At 35.7% G+C, this 16,117-nt stretch carries 13 protein-coding genes; all 13 read left to right on the plus strand.

Translation table 11 applies throughout. The annotated features are described in order from the left end of the window. Positions 1 to 52: 52 nt before the first annotated feature. Positions 53 to 958, plus strand: a complete 906-nt coding sequence (locus tag BW929_RS06960; protein WP_076544652.1) for an ABC transporter substrate-binding protein — start codon at positions 53 to 55, stop codon at positions 956 to 958. Next, entirely contained in the window at positions 955 to 1,716 is a 762-nt protein-coding gene (locus BW929_RS06965; protein ID WP_076544653.1) for an ABC transporter ATP-binding protein, read from the plus strand. Before BW929_RS06960 ends, BW929_RS06965 begins: the two co-directional genes overlap by 4 nt. Continuing rightward, positions 1,697 to 2,449, plus strand: a complete 753-nt coding sequence (locus BW929_RS06970) for an ABC transporter permease (RefSeq protein WP_076544654.1) — start codon at positions 1,697 to 1,699, stop codon at positions 2,447 to 2,449. Before BW929_RS06965 ends, BW929_RS06970 begins: the two co-directional genes overlap by 20 nt. A gap of 158 nt (positions 2,450 to 2,607) precedes the next feature. Continuing rightward, complete coding sequence (locus BW929_RS06975; RefSeq protein ID WP_076544655.1) at positions 2,608 to 2,799, plus strand: YgaP family membrane protein; 192 nt, start codon at positions 2,608 to 2,610, stop codon at positions 2,797 to 2,799. 131 nt (positions 2,800 to 2,930) lie between these two features. Further along, positions 2,931 to 3,557, plus strand: a complete 627-nt coding sequence (wrbA, locus tag BW929_RS06980; RefSeq protein ID WP_076544656.1) for an NAD(P)H:quinone oxidoreductase — start codon at positions 2,931 to 2,933, stop codon at positions 3,555 to 3,557. A gap of 143 nt (positions 3,558 to 3,700) precedes the next feature. Then, positions 3,701 to 4,300, plus strand: a complete 600-nt coding sequence (locus tag BW929_RS06985; protein WP_076544657.1) for a nitroreductase family protein — start codon at positions 3,701 to 3,703, stop codon at positions 4,298 to 4,300. Between the two features lie 231 nt (positions 4,301 to 4,531). Continuing rightward, complete coding sequence (locus BW929_RS06990; protein ID WP_076544658.1) at positions 4,532 to 5,551, plus strand: LacI family DNA-binding transcriptional regulator; 1,020 nt, start codon at positions 4,532 to 4,534, stop codon at positions 5,549 to 5,551. Between the two features lie 228 nt (positions 5,552 to 5,779). Beyond that, positions 5,780 to 6,673 carry a dihydrodipicolinate synthase family protein gene (locus BW929_RS06995; RefSeq protein WP_076544659.1) on the plus strand — a complete coding sequence of 298 codons (894 nt, stop codon included), beginning with the start codon at positions 5,780 to 5,782 and terminating at the stop codon, positions 6,671 to 6,673. A 26-nt stretch (positions 6,674 to 6,699) separates the two neighbouring features. Beyond that, on the plus strand, positions 6,700 to 7,686 hold the full coding sequence (gene yiaK, locus BW929_RS07000) for a 3-dehydro-L-gulonate 2-dehydrogenase (protein WP_076544660.1): 987 nt from the start codon (positions 6,700 to 6,702) through the stop codon (positions 7,684 to 7,686). Positions 7,687 to 8,087: 401 nt separating this feature from the next. Continuing rightward, complete coding sequence (locus tag BW929_RS07005) at positions 8,088 to 9,578, plus strand: hypothetical protein (RefSeq protein ID WP_076544661.1); 1,491 nt, start codon at positions 8,088 to 8,090, stop codon at positions 9,576 to 9,578. Between the two features lies 1 nt (position 9,579). Continuing rightward, complete coding sequence (locus BW929_RS07010) at positions 9,580 to 10,365, plus strand: DUF6063 family protein (RefSeq protein ID WP_076544662.1); 786 nt, start codon at positions 9,580 to 9,582, stop codon at positions 10,363 to 10,365. Further along, positions 10,343 to 14,827, plus strand: coding sequence for a coiled-coil domain-containing protein (locus BW929_RS07015; RefSeq protein ID WP_076544663.1), 4,485 nt, complete (start codon positions 10,343 to 10,345; stop codon positions 14,825 to 14,827). Before BW929_RS07010 ends, BW929_RS07015 begins: the two co-directional genes overlap by 23 nt. Then, positions 14,799 to 15,944: a Wadjet anti-phage system protein JetD domain-containing protein gene (locus BW929_RS07020; RefSeq protein WP_076544664.1), complete on the plus strand. Its 1,146-nt coding sequence runs from the start codon at positions 14,799 to 14,801 to the stop codon at positions 15,942 to 15,944. Before BW929_RS07015 ends, BW929_RS07020 begins: the two co-directional genes overlap by 29 nt. The last annotated feature ends 173 nt before the right edge of the window (positions 15,945 to 16,117 follow it).

A 16,117-nucleotide genomic window follows, 5' to 3' on the forward strand; every position in this document is an offset into this window, starting at 1 on the left:
ATAATAGACTACAAAGATAGAAAAAATTTAATTTTTAGGAGGAATAATACATATGAGAAAGAAAAATATTTTTTTATTACTATTAATGTTAATATTTTCACTTAGCTTTTTATCAGGTGCTGCAATGGCCGAAGATATGAAGCTAGAAATTGGGATTATGCCTGCAGTTGATTCAGCACCAATTTTGCTGGCAAAAGAAAAAGGATATTTTGCTGAAGAAGGCCTTGATATTAAAATAGATGTCTATACAAATGCAGTTAACAGACAGACTGCACTGCAGACCAATGAACTGGACGGAGCCATGACAGATTTAATTGCCTTTGTAAATAATGTTAATAATGGATTCCCTGTCAAAATAACTACCAGTACAGACGGAAGCTTTCCAATTTTAGTTACTAAAGGTTTTGAAGAAAAAGAAGAAGTAAATATTGGGATGATGGAAGTAAGTGTTTCTAACTTTTTATCAGAACAATTTTTAGGGGATAAATATAAATTAAATAAAACCTTTATCCCTGCTATTCCTGCCCGCTTAGAAATGGTAAAATCGGGACAACTAGAAATGGCAGTTATTCCTGAGCCTCTAGCTTCAACAGCAGAGCTTCAGGGATTAGAAAAAAGGGTTTATAAAAATGAATATGATTTTATGCCCGAAGCAATGATCTTTACTGAAAAAGCTTTAAAAGAAAAAGATGCAGCAATCCAGGCTTTCCATAATGCTTACAATAAAGCAGTTAAAGAAATCCAGCAGGATGATAGTCAGGCAAGGGAGGTTTTGATTAAGAGTCTTGATCTACCAGCTAAAATTAAGAATTTAATTGCTATGCCCCAATACCATCTGACTAGAGTTCCAAGCGAAGATTATTTAAACAGAGTAATTAGCTGGATAGAAAAAACTGATGATAGCGAAATTGAGATTAACTATAATCAGGTAATAGAAGGGAAGTACAGCATTCAATGATTGAGGTAAAAAATTTGAATTTTGCTTACCAGAAAGAAAGAGTGCTTAATAATATTAATTTTCAGCTTGAAGAAGGAAAAAGTCTTGCCATAATCGGTCCTTCCGGTTGTGGTAAGACAACTCTTCTTTATCTTCTCGCCGGGTTGGAACAGGCTGATCAGGGAGAGATTAAAATTAAATCAAAATTGATTAGTGGTATTAGAGAAAATACCGGAGTAATTTTACAGGATTACGGTCTCTTTCCCTGGAAAACAGTTTACCATAATCTGGCTTTAGGTCTTAAAATAAGAGGCTGTGCTAAAAAACAAATAGAGAAGAAAGTTAATCTGGCTCTAAAAAGGTTAAAAATATCTGAATTCAAGAATAAATATCCGGCTGAATTAAGTGGAGGTCAAAAACAGCGGGTTGCTGTTGGGAGATCCTTAGTTCTGGCTCCTGATTTATTATTAATGGATGAACCATTTTCAGCTTTAGATGCTTTAACCAGAGAAGAAATGCAGAATTTAATTTTAGAAATTCACAGCAGAGATAATTTTTCTTTTGTACTGGTTACTCATGATATTGCGGAAGCGGCTTTTTTAGGCCACAAAATTGCAGTAATCCGGGAAGGACAAATAGTTAATATTTTATCAAATCCACACTTTGGCCAGAAAAATTTACGGGAAAAAGAAGAATTCTTTGAACTGCAAAAAAAACTAAGAAAACAAATGACTTTAGAATATGGAGGAGAGAATCAGCATGAAAAAAGAGAAGTATAATAGTTTTTATGCCCTACTTTTAATTATTGGGATCTGGTATATATTATATTTCACGGTTGATTCCTCAATTATTACTTCTCCAGGGGCAGTAATTAGAGTGTTTTTGATGAATTTCAGCAGCGAAATTCTTCCCCACCTTTTAATGAGTTTTTATCGGATTTTTGTTGCAGTAGCTATTTCTCTTTTTTTAGGGGTCGGTATCGGACTTTTAACAGGAATGCATAAAAAAATAGATAAATTTCTATCCCCTTTGATTTATTTGCTCTATCCAATTCCTAAAATTGCTTTTTTGCCAGTTTTTATGCTTTTATTTGGTCTTGGTGATCGTTCAAAAATAATACTGCTGATTGTAATAGTGATTTTTCAGATTATAGTAACTACCAGAGACGGAGTAAGAGGTATTGATAGTAATTATTTTGCATCTGCTCGTTCACTGGGAATGGATAGAATTGATATCTATCGTCATTTAGTTTTCCCTGCTGTTTTACCGGGGATATTAACTGCCTTAAGAATTACTATTGGAACCAGTATTGCTGTTTTATTTTTTGCAGAAAATTTTGCTGTTAAATATGGAATAGGCTATTATATAATGAACAGCTGGTCTATGGTTAACTATTTAAAGATGTATAGTGGAATTATTGCAGTCAGTTTGCTCGGCTATTTTTTATTTAAGGGAATTGACTGGCTGGAGAATAAGTACTGCAGTTGGCAGAAGATTTCAGATAAATTTTAAGCCGGTGAAATTTTAAAATAAAAAAATTATTATTTTAAACAATTCGATTGAGTTCAATTAATTACAAAATTGTAAGCAATAATACAGAAATATAGCTGGTAAGATGTTAATTTATAATTAGTAAATAAAAATCAATATCAAAAAAGGGGGAAATATTTATGAAAAATGTAGGTCAGACTGATAAATGGATTAGAATTATTGTTGGAATTTTGCTCTTGGCAATGTTTTTCGTTGTAGAAGGTAATGTTCGTTATTTTGGACTTTTGGGCTTTATCCCTCTCTTTACAGGGCTTTCAGGAAAATGTTTATTGTATAAACTTTTTGGTATCAATACCAGAGAGAATAAATAGTTATCAATTATCCCTTTTAGTAAAAGGGATAATTTATATAAATTTTTTTAAGAATAATTCAGAGTAAATAACTCGGATATATAAATCTATAAATTCAATAGAATTGATAGTTTAAACAGGAGGTTTTATTAATGACTAAATTATTAATCACATATTACAGTTCTTATGGTCACATGTTTGAAATGGCTAAAGCAGCCAGAAATGCTGCAGAAGAGAATGAAGATTATGAAGTTAAATTGAGAAAAATCCCTGAACTGGAAGCTGCCAGAGAGGCAATGTCTGGTCAGGATGCTTACCAGGTTGCTCAGGAAGCTCAGTCAGATGTAGAGGAAGTAACTTTAGCTGACCTTGATTGGGCTGATGGGATTGTCTGGGGTATTCCAACTCGTTTTGGTAATATGCCAGCCCAGGTAAAACAGTTTATTGATACAGCTGGTGGTTTATGGGCTGAAGGAAAACTTGAAGACAAAGCTACAGGTATCATGAGTAGTTCTAACACACTCCATGGTGGACAGGAAAGCACTATTTTATCTTCAATGCTGCCATTGCTCCACTTTGGTATGATTTTTGTGGGCTCTACTTACGGGCAGAATCCAGAATTAAGTAAAGATAATATGCATGGAGGTTCTCCCTATGGTCCATCTACAGTAGCAGGTAGTGATGGTAGTAAAGTGCCAACAGAAGATGATCTAAATGTTGCAGGCAGACTGGCTAAGAGAGTAGCTAGAGTTGCTGCAGGAATTAAATCGACTCAATAATTAGTTTGGCGGCTGTAAAATTAATTTTAACTGGTTAATTTAAGTTAATGAAATAGATTTCCAATATATATTCTCAAAAAGTCCTGGCTCTAAAAGCCAGGCTTTTTACATAAAAATCACAAAATTAAATGGAGGTTTTATAGATGGCAAAAGATATTTATCAGGCAGTAAAAGAAAGAAGAAGTTACTATAATATAGATGATCAAAAGATAGTCTCAGAGGAAAAGATAGAAGAAGTAGTTAAACATGCAGTAAAATATACTCCTACCTCTTTTAATTCTCAGACAGGTCGAGTGATTCTTCTTTTTAATGATCAGCATAATAAATTCTGGAATATAGTAGAATCAAATTTGAGACCTGTGGTACCAGAGTCAGAATTTGATTCAACAAAAGATAAAATAGATGGTTTTCGAAGCGGTTTTGGCACAGTTTTATTTTATGAAGATATGGAAATAGTAGAGGATTTACAGCAGCGTTTTCCTCTCTACAGTGATAATTTTCCCCGGTGGTCTGAGCATTCAACAGGAATGCTTCAGTATAATATTTGGACTATGCTGGAAGCTGAAGGACTGGGAGCTTCTCTACAGCATTATACTGAGTTGATAGAAGAGGATGTTAAGGCTGAATGGGATGTAGCAGAAGAATGGCGATTTGTAGCTCAGATGCCATTTGGAAATCCAGTCGAAGAGCCGGATGAAAAAGATTATGAACCTTTAGCAGAAAGAATAGAAGTTTATAAATAGAAGACTTTAATTAAAATGAATAGGATAGGATTATTTATATCGGCAGCAGAACGGGCAAATTTGTTACCCGGCTGCAGCCGATTTTTTTCTTATAACGAAATCAATTTCGGATAATCTTCGACAAAATATCAAAAACTCTTTAAAAGGCTGTAATTTTAAGCAAATTAATGATAAAATAAAAAGTAGAGAAAATAGGGGAAATATAGTAATCAAAATAAAGGATTGATTTGAATGCTGACAATTAAAGATATTGCCAAAAAAGCAGGGGTTTCAGTTGCTACTGTTTCTAAGGTTATGAATGGTTACGATGATATTGGGGAAGTAACCAAGGCAAAGGTTTTACGAATAATTAAGGAAAATAATTATCGTCCAAATGCAAATGCCCAATCTTTAAGAACAAATAAGTCGTTTTTAGTTGGACTTTTTTTTAAAGATCATCAGGACAGTGGTGTAAAACATCCTTTCTTTAGAGGTATTATCTCAGGACTTGAAGAAAGACTGCTGGAAAATAATTATGATATGATTCTCTTTTCTGCTAACTGGGAAGACCAGTTTAGTTATTTAGAAAAGTGTGAGTTTCGCAATGTTGATGGTGCTATTCTAATGGGGATGCCTAAAGATGATCCAAAACTGTCTGAATTATTAAATGCTAAAATACCTTCAGTATTTATTGACCTTGATATTTCGGATGAAAAAGCTTCTTATATAATTTCTGATAATGAAGAGGGAGCCCGGAAAGCAGTAAGACATCTGGCAGAGCTTGGACATACTAAAATAGCTGTTATTGAAGGTGAGGAAATAACAGTACCAACTCAAAAACGTTTAATAGGTTATAAAGCTGAAATGAAAGCTCAAAATCTAGAAGTTAAAGATAACTGGATAATTCAGGGTAAGTTTAGTGTTGATGGTGGTTATCAGGCAATGGAAGAAGTTTTAAAGCTGAATAACCGTCCTACTGCTATTTTTTGTATGGGTGATGAAATTGCAGTGGGAGCTATGAAAGCCATTGAGGAAGCAGGACTTAATGTTCCCGATGATTTTTCCATTGTCGGTTTTGATGATATTGAAATCAGCCAGTATTTAAATCCAGCTCTAACCACAGTCAGACAGAAAAAAGAGGAAATGGGAATTGAGGCTGCTGATATGGTATTAGAGCTAATTAATAACCAGCAAGAAAAGATAGAGGCTGAAATTATTGATACTGAGTTGATAGTGAGGGATTCAACCAAAAAGTTGGAAAAGCAAGAATAAATCTTTAGTATCAAAAGACTTTAATTCGTAAGATTTTATTGTTTATTAAGAGTATAATTATTTAACAGCCTTCTTTAGTTGAAGGCTGTTTTTCTTTTTAAATTGTTAAAAGTAGTATATAATTTAATTAATAAGATTTAAAGTAATTGTTTATAAAAGTATATTTAGGCTAATGTTAACTTAAATAAGGAAATCAAAATTTTATTTCAATCAACGAGGAGATGGAAAATGAACAGACTAAAAGGAATTTCACCTGCTTTAATGACACCATTTAAGGAAAATGGAGAAATTGATTTTGAATTTTTAATTGATCACCTTGATTTTTTAATCAAAAGTGGAGTTGATTCTCTCTATATCTTAGGAACAGCAGCAGAAGTGTTCTTAATGGATCTGGGTGAGAGAAAAGCTGTGGCTGAAGCTGTTGTTAAAAATGTTTCTGATAAGATTCCAGTTTTTATGCATGTAGGGGATCTAAAAATGGAAAATGCCTATCAGATGATTGACTTCGCTAAAAATTTAAATATTGCTGGATTGGGGGCAGTAACACCTTATTATTATCATTTTTCGCAGCAGCAGATGATTAAATATTATCAGAAGCTGGCCCAGAAGGCAGCACCAGAACTAAATCTTTACTTATATAATCTTCCGTCTTATACTACTAATGATCTGCTGCCGGCAGCAGTCGCTGAGCTCTCAGAGATAAAAAATATTATTGGAATCAAAAATAGTATGGGAGATATAGAAAGACTTTATCAGCTGATTGATCAAAGCAGTGAAGATTTTGAGATTGTGATGGGTAACGATTTGCTTGCTTATCCAGCTTTTCTCTACGGAGCAAAGGCAGTAGTTTCTGGTCATTCTAATGTTTTTCCAGAAATTTTTGTAAAGCTTTATCAATCTCTACAGCAGGGAGATTTAGAGACAGCAAGAAAGATGCAGGAGGCTACTACAGTAATTGGAAGTGTTTTAAAAGGAGGTAGTAATTTAGCCTATTATAAAAAGGCGCTTGAGTTTAGAGGGTTTAAAGCAACTTACAGTAGAGAACCTATTGGAAAAATTGGCTCTTCTGAAGTGAAAAAATTAAAAACCAGTATAGAGGAAATAGAAGAAAAATATTTATAATTAATAAAATCCAGAGGAGGATTCAGATGAGACTTGAGTACTCAAAACTATATGATAAATTTTTAGAGATTCTTTTAAACAGAGGTTTTGCTGAAGTAAAGGCTAAAAAAGCAGCTAAAAACTTTGCTGACAGCAGTCTTGATGGTTTTCAATCACATGGAGTAAATAGATTTCCTAGATTTATAGAGATGATAGATCAGGGTTATATAGATATTGAAGCCGAAGCAGAATTAGTTGATCGAAATGGTAATATAGAAATTTACGATGGTCATCTCGGCCCTGGTAATTTAAATGCTCAACTGGTGATGGAAAAGGCAATAAAAAAAGCCAAAAAAGAAGGGATTGCTGTGATGGCTTTGAGAAACACAAATCACTGGATGCGTGGGGGTGCTTTTGGCTGGCAGGCGGCGGAAGCCGGTTGTGCTGCAATTTGCTTTACCAATACTCTTCCTAATTTACCACCCTGGGGAGCAAAAGAATGTAAAATTGGAAATAATCCACTGGTAATGGCAATTCCTCGTCAGGAAAAGCACATAGTTCTGGATATGGCGGTTTCTCAGTATGCATACGGAAAATTAGAACAGTATGCAATGGATGACAGAGAACTTCCCTATCCGGGAGGCTATAATAAAAATGGTGAGTTAACTACTAATCCCAAAGAAATACTGGAGGCAGTAAGGCCGATTCCTACAGGTTACTGGAAGGGATCCGGACTTTCAATAATGCTTGATTTATTTGCTTCTTTATTATCAAATGGTTTAGATACATTTTTGATTGGGCAAAAGGAAAGAGAATATGCACTTTCTCAGCTCTTTTTGGTCTTTGATATGGAAGGGAAAATTGAAGAAGAAAGAATCGAAGAAACAATAGATTCTATTCATTCAGCCGAAAGAGTTGATCCTGAAGCAAGACCGACCTATCCTGGGGAAAGAACATATTTGAGAAGACAGGAGAACAGAGAAAAAGGAATTCCAGTTAATGAGGAAGTCTGGGAAAAAATTAAGAGTTTATAATTAAAATAAAAAAGCTCAGAAACCTAAAGTAAAAGTTGACTGAGCTTTTTTTAATTCTTGTATCCAGCAATATAAGGCTAAAAATCATTGAAATATTACTCTGCTTTCAATATGATTAGAACAACAATAAAAAAACGGCTAGATGAGTAAAGTTAAGCTGAGATGAGAGGAGCTAAAAAAATGCTGGATCAAATGGTAGAAAAGTATGAGGATTTAATCTTAAATAAAATATTTAAAGGTGAAGTTGATGAACTGAAGTGAATTTTGCTCTAAAAGCAGGAAGACCCTCTCCTAAATAGAATAATAATTAATGTAAGTTAATTTTAAAAAATAAGTAAACTAGAAATGGATAAACTCATTACTAAGTGAGAAAGAAGCTATTTAAATTGGAGAGGGTTTTTATGGATAGAGCTAATACTGGTTTACATGAACGTTTAAAAAAGACTAAAGCAATAGCAGAACTGGGTCAGGGAATGGATACAGGGACACTAAACGAATATTCACACCAAATTGCCCTTTACCTGCTGCTTAAGGTTTTTAAACGCGAGATAAATAACAATGATCAGCGAAGCCGCAGTGATTTGATCCAGCTGACCGCTGACATTTTAAAGGAAATGCAGCTTAGAATAAATATGGAAGAAGTCGAAAGACTGGTGGATGGGGTTCTTTACTCAGGGGATCCCAAACAGCAGTCATATTTTCATGTCAAAATTTACGATGAAACTTCAGCTGAGTTTAAAGATTTTAAATACCGCTATTTAATTCCTGACCGGGAAGCTTCAAACTGGCAGGAAGGTGGTAGTACTGTCTACAGGCTCTCAGAAATTTCACAGGAGATTATTTTTATCACTCGAGAGATCTTGCAGGAATTTGGTTTTGATTTAGAACAGTTCTATACCCTGCAGTTAATCAAAAACGGCAACTTTAAGGAGGCAAAGGGCAGTGTCAGCAATTTAATTGCCAGGGTTCGCAATCTGATTAAAAAGGAAAAGGACTGGCGGGAAGATATTTTGCGCAATCCTGGATTGATTTTTTCTGCCTATAAGGAGAGGCGGCGAAGAACTGAGGCTGAAGTTAGAGAACAGTTTAAAGAAGAGAAAAAAGTTTTCAGTGACATCTTTGTCTGGCGAGATAGACTGGATACTTTTGAAGATGCTAATCAAAAAGAAGGAGAACTCTTATTTGAAGAACTTGAGCGGGCCCGAGCTCTTCATGACTATCTGGCAGAACTGACAGTTTCTAATTTATCCTTAGAACTGCAGCTGAGACGGGAAAATCCTGATATTTTCTGGCAGACCTCACGTTTGAGTTTTAAGAAGGATTTTTGGCAGAATACAGTGCTTAAATCAGGGCTGCCAAAGATTGAAGACCTGGAAACAATGCTTAATCCCATATTTTCACCGGAGCAGGACTTCATTTTTCCTCTGGATTGGGCCTGGTCAGAACAGCAGCTCTATAGTTATCTTGAAGAAAGTGAAGGAGAGGTTGAGGTAATGGAGATTGAATCAGCTCCAGAACGGGAAATTGACTGGGAACTGGCTGTTGAACTCTGGCGGGATATTTTTCTTGAACTAAAAGAAAAGGGAGAATTTGAACTTACAGAACTTAATCAGCTTAGTATATCTCAAAAAGAAAAATGGCTCAGCCAGCAGCTTAATTTGGAGCTGTTTATGATGTTTATTATTACCGATATTAGATTAAAAAATGTAGAAGAATATCCGGGGCTGGATGAACGGCTGCTTTTATTCAATAAGCTGCTTAAAGCTGAACCGGAACTGGCTGACCTGGAAGCTAGAAAAGTTTCGGCAAGGCTTACAGGCAGCAGCCAAAAAGTAAACCTGCTCGATCAATTTATTATTTCACCCTATAAAATTTATCTGGAGGAAGATTAAAATGGCCTTTAATCAGGAAGAACTAGAAAATGGTTCAGCATTATTTTTCAAACTTTTAGAAGAACAGATTATTTCAGTTTCTGATCCCCTGGCAGAAAAGTACAGGACAAACAGTGAGGTACATAATATAGTTAATACAATGGCAGCAGAAGCCGGACTGAGAGTTTTTTCCACAGCTAAAAATGTGCATCTGGTTTCAAAGGCCAGAGGTTCGAGTTTTGCCAACTCCTATACCCAGATGAAGCAGAAAAAGGAGTATTCGGGTTTGAAACGTAAGCGCTACTTTTATCTGGCCAATATAATTATTTCAATTTTTTTAGCAGAGGTTGATAAGGAAAGTCATGTCCGGATTCGCTGGGAAGAAGAAGGGATTTCCTATCATCGACTTTCTGATCTGGTGACCTCAACTTTAGAGAGCTGGCTGGAACGCAAAAAGGAAGAGGATAGTTTTACTCAGAACTGGTCAATTGCAGTAGAGGAGGTAGCTGAGCTCTGGCTGACAGAATTTAGTGAATACAGACTTAATAAAGAGGAAAAAGTAGATGTGACAAGGACTAAAGGTAATCGACTTTCCTTTATTAACACAGCACTTAAACCATTGACTGAACAGGGTCTGATTATTGATCAGAGTGATGAATTAAAGCTGATTCCTAAAGCCGAGTTATATGAACGTTTAGATGAGCTTTACCACAGCCAGAAACGTTACAATAAGTTTATGGATTTAATTTTAGAAAGCAGAAACGAGCTAGAGGAGGAAGATGAGCATGCCCAGACTGAACAAAATTAGAATTACAGGAAATAAATATGATGGTTTTCAGAAACAGCACCGCAACTCAATCTTTGACCTGGAATCTGATCACAGCCTCTTTACTCTGCAAAATGGGAGTGGTAAAGGAGTAATGCTGCAGCTGATTTTTCAGCTGTTGATTCCTGGAACAGCCTGGGGAAAACGGAATGGGAATAAGCTTGAGGGAATGTTTTATGATCGTTATCAATCATTTCAGCCCTATACCTTCCATGTTGGATTGGAATGGAGCCTTGATGGAGCTGATGATAAAAAACTTTTGACTGGAATCTGTGTATCTGCACACAAGCAGCAGAGCACTAATGATGAGGAGGGAAAGGTAGGGCTAAAATACTTTCTCTATACCCATCAGTATCAGGGTATGAGCCGTTTTAGTTTAACAAATCTTCCCCTTTATACTAAAAGCAGTGATCAGGTGCTGGAATATGAGCGGATGGAGGAATTTATCGATCAAAATAGGGCTGATTTTATTAAGTATTCAAAAACTGCAGTTGAGCCGCTTAATTCCGAATATTATCAGTATTTAAGCAGCCACGGTATTTACCGCTCTGAGTGGGATATTATGAAAAACATCAACCGCAGTGAGGGAGGCCTGGAAAAATATTTTTCGCAGGCTAAGGATAATAAGGCACTTTTTGATCAGCTAATTATTCCTGCAGTCAGCGAGAGTATTAGTTACTATAATGAACGGGAGAAAAATTCGCTGCTTAATATTTTTGTAGATAATGTAAAGATTGCCCATAATCTACCTGAGCTATTATCCCGGCGTGAAGATCTAAAAACTCTCTCTCAGATGGTTGATCCTCTTTTAAATAATGCTGAACAGGGTCTCAGGCTTAAAGAAACTAAAGCTATGATTAGAGAGCGGGGAAATAATTATCTGCGCGGAATTGCAGATAGAAAAACTTTTTTAGAAAATGAGTTTCGTCGCAGTCAGCGTGATAAAGAGAAGACTGAGAATAGGATCAGAGAGCTTAATTTTGAGGCGGAAAATTTAAAATATGTTAAAAAATTGCGGTCTTTTGATCAACTTAAGGCAGAACAGGAAAAGGATGAGAAAAAACATCAGCAGTTAAAAGAGCAGCTTGAACAGTTGAAAGCAGAAAAACTACAGCTTCAGCTGAATAAAAAGTATTTAGAACTGAAAGATCTGGAAGCAGCAGCTGCTGCCAGCAGAGAAAAAATTAATTCGCTAAAAGAAAGATCGGACTTTAAAGATCTGGAAGCAGAGATTAAAAAAATAAAGGAGCAGACAGCAGCAGAGATAGAAAATTTAAATGCTAAAATCAAGCAGTCAGCTGCTGGTTATTATTCTTATCAGAAATATCTAAAACAGGAACTTAAAAAACTAGAAAATAAAGAAAAAAATATGGAGCAGAAAATTAGAGATGAGCAGCAGATAAAGCTTCAATATGAACATCAAGCGAAAAATTTAGAAGCGGAAAAAGAGAAGTTGGCTCAGTTTTTTAATCCGCTTGAGCTGGAAACTCCAGAGTATCTTTTGCAGAATCTGAAAAAAAATATAGAAAAATTAAATTCTAAATTGGAAAGTCTAGAAGAAGATTTAAAGCTGCAGCAGCTAAAGAAAGAGAATCTGCAGGAAGAAAAGCAGCAGACTGCAGTTGAGGCTGCCTCAAAAAAGATTGTAACTGATAATTTAAGTAAAAAATTAAAAAAGCAGCAGCAGGCAGAGGAACAGCTTTTTGCTCAGCTGTTAAAAAGTCTAAATCTTGATAAATTTGAAGAATTCTACAGCAAACAGTGGCTGCAGCAGCAGAAAAATGAACTATTGAAATTAATTAGTGAGAAAAAGGAAAGCCTGCAGGAACTGAATGCAGATAAGTTTGAGCTTCAGCTTGATTTAAACTTAAATGACAGAGAATACTGGGTGGCCAGTTTGGAGCAGAAAAGGCTCTATCAGCAGATTAAAGAGCTGGATATTAGAGTCTATTACGGCAGTCAATTTTTATTTGAACTGGTTGATGATCGCGAAAAATATTTAAAGGACTATCCTCAGCTCCCTTATGGACTGGTGGTAGTATATGAGTCAGATTGGGAAAAGATTAAAGCAAATATTACTCTAAACGAAATTTCTCACTATGCAGTTCCGATCTTTATTAATCATCAGCTGGATGGCGGAGATTCTGAGCTGCCCTTTAAACTGCTGACTGGCAAAGAAAAGAATTTTACTGAAGATAAAAATAATTTTGAACGCTGGTTCAGCGGCCTTAAAAATAAAGAAGCTGAGATCAGAGAAACTATTTCTATTTTGGAGAGAAAACTTAAAAATCTAAATCAGCTTAATTATCAGGCAGAAACTATGCTGACAGAAGATTCAGCAGCTGAAATAAAAACTGAGCTTGAAAAAGAAGAATCGGAACTGCAAAGCCTGCAGACAGAAATTAAAAAGTATGAGCAGAAAATTATAAATTCTGAAGAAAAAATTAGCCGCTTAAATAAGAAATATCAGAATCAAGAAAAAGAGCTTAAAAAAATAAATGAAAATCAGGAAAAGGTTGAGGCTTATCTGGAGGCCAGAAGAGATTTAGAAAACAAAGAAAATCGTTACCAGGAGGCTTTGAATGAAATTGCTCGTCTGGAGGGGCTGCTCCAAGAAAACAAAGCTGCACAGAAAAGAAATCAGAAAGAGGAAATGCAGCTGGAAAATGATTTTCAGAACTGGTTTCAGGATTATCAGATCTTTGCTGCTAAATTAAATGAAATATTGAGTGAGCAGGAGGCTGAACTTGAGAGTGAGTTTAATCAGGAAGAATTAAATATTTCCCCTCTAAAACAGTATCCTGAATTGTATAAATTTAGTCAGCATAGGTGTTATCAAAATCACGAAAAAATAATTTCACTCCAGAAAAAAGAAGAAGAAAAGGCAGCTGAGCTCAAATATCTGGAAGAAGGGCTGCAGAAACTTTTAACTGATATTAATAGTTCTAAAACAGAATTAAATCAGCTGGCAGCTGACTGGGAAGAGCGTGACTATGATTTCAAAAATCAAAGCCAGCTTAAGACTGCTCTGGAAGAAATTAAAGAACAGCTTAATAAACAGACTCAGCAAGCTCAAACTTTAAAAGAAGTGATCTTAGTTCGCAGGGGCCAGCTGGAGACAAAAGAAAATGAACTGAAAGAAAAGGCTGCTGAGATAAAAGAGCGTTTTCAGCGCTCGGTTCAGAACTGGGAGGAAGTAGAACTAAATATAAAAGAACTGGAAATTAAAAAAGAACTGAGTGAAAATAAGGACTATCTCTCCAAACTGGAAGAAATGATTTTAAATTATCAGGAAAAACTGCAGACCTATAATAATCTCAGCAATAAACTGGAATATTATCAGCTTGAATCAGCAAAGGGGGAACTTAATGCCGGGATTAAAGAAGAACTCAAAGATTCTCCAGCAGCAGTAATTGAAAGCTGGGAAAATGACTATCGAAACATTGAAAATAAGCTTAAAAGTCTGCGCGAAAAGACTGAAGATAATTTTTATAAATTTAAAAACGATGTTAAAGATGTAGTTGAAAATAATACATTAAAAAACAGCATTAATGAAAAACTGCTGCATAATTTTAGGGCCAGTGATTATCAGTACAACTTTGAGATGCTCAATTCATTTAAAGAATATATTAATAATGAATTGAATACAATTGATCGCAATAAGACGGAAGCAGAGGAGGCCAGACAGCAGTGGGCTGAGCGCTCTGCCATTCATGTAATGAGGTTAATAACTTCGATGAAGGAAATGATTAGCAACATGGTCTATCACAATCAGCGGGGTTTTGCCTTTCCTTTAGTCAGACTGCGTCGTGATGATCTGCTGCCTGATGATGAGGAAGAGGTAATTTCAGAACTTAAGGAATATTTTTTAGAGTTGATCAATAAATTTAACAAAGAGGAGATTGATGTTGAGCAGCTCCCTGATTATAAACTTAAAGAATTCTGTGGAGATGCAGCACTTTTCTCCCGAGCTCTGCGCGGCCGCTACCCGGTACTTCAAGTTTATAAAATGACCGAAAAAAATGAGTTTTTACATGCCAGACCCCAGGATTATTTCTATTCTGACTGGGAATCGGTGATTCAGGGTAAAGGTAATGGACCTGAAGGAAGTGGTGGTCAGTCACTTTCTATCAATGCTTTTATGATGATGATGCTTCTAAATTATAAAAAACAGCGCTTTGACAAATCTAATCCCTGGACAGTGCTTTTTCTGGATAATCCTTTTGGTAAAGCGTCAGCAGCCCATGTACTGGATCCGATCTTTAAAATTGCTGACAAACTTAATTTTCAGCTGGTCGCTTTTGCTGCGCCAGAGATTATTAAGACAGAAATAAGTGAGCGCTTCCCGGTCTTCTGGGCCTTAGAGATTGGTGATACTGAGCGCAACCGGGGAGTAGTACAGGGGCAGGTGATCTATGGTGAAAGACGAGCAAAAGTGGATTAAACTTTTTGATAAATTTAAAAAAGATGAGCTTGGAGGCAGGATTCGCTTTTGCTTGATAGATTTAGAAAATTATATTAAATCCAGATTGGGAGGTGTTTCTGCTTATCAGGCAGTTGGTGGTTATAAGAATCTCTATCAGTTTTTAAAAAAGTTGGAAGCTGATCAGAAAATTAGAGTAATAAAAAGTTCAGATTTCAACCAGCGGCAGCCCCGGCTTAAAAAACGGTGGCAGCTCATCAGAGTGCAGAGTTCAGGTTGGACTGATAAGGAGATTTTAAAACTATCCCGCCAGCTTGACCTCAGCTATTATTTAAAAAGATCTGATCAGCAGACAGAAGAGTTAAAGCAAAAGCTTTTTAAGCTGACCAATTTTTTAGCCGGTAAAAATGAGCGGGAATGGGTCAGTAGAGAGGAGCGTTCCCTGGAATTATTTGCTGATGAGAAGTTTTTGAGCCAAGCTGCAGGGAAGAAACTTTTAAGCAACTTGAAATTGAGTCTGGATGACTTAAAGGCACAGCAGTACAATCACCTTTTTGTTTACTGGACATTAGAACCCAATCAGATCAATAATATTTTGATTATGGAAAACCATTCAGCCTTTATTGGCGCCAAAAAAGCTCTGGCTGCAGGATTGAATATTTTTAACCTTGATTTTGATACTGTAATCTATGGTCAGGGTAAGAAAATTATCAGGAGTTTTAGCTTTCTGGAGGAGCTGATTGGTGTAGAAGTGGGTAAAAAGGGAAGAGAACTTGAAAATTCTAAAAAAGTTTTACGTCAGCGTCAGCAGAAAATTGAGGAATTGAATATTTACTATGCCGGTGATCTGGATCCCGAAGGACTGGCAATTTATAAGAGTTTAAATAATAACTATCCTGATTTTGAAATCAAATTACTGGGAGAATATTACCGGCTGCTTTTAGAAAAGAGTGAAAGATTTTATCCTTTTCAGAAGCAGCAGAATAAAAATCAGCAGGTTTTAGTGGAGGTGCTGACTGAACTTGAAGCTGAAGGATATGCTGAGCTTGGATCCGAGCTAAAACGTGCCTGGGAAAATGATCTTCGGCTGCCGCAAGAATTGGTGACAGTAGAAGTTTATAAAAAATATTTTACTTAAACTAACTCTAAATTTATCTGCGGGAGTAGTAGTACGGAGCAGCAAAGAATAAAAAGGATATATATTAAAAAAATTCTGGTCAATTTTAGTCAAACGCTTGACTAATTAAAAATTTAGTATTATAATATAGACAAATCGAAATAGTAAGACAATTAAAATAATACTGAGAAACT

This window comes from Halanaerobium kushneri (genome assembly GCF_900156285.1).
Taxonomy (GTDB): Bacteria; Bacillota; Halanaerobiia; order Halanaerobiales; family Halanaerobiaceae; genus Halanaerobium; species Halanaerobium kushneri.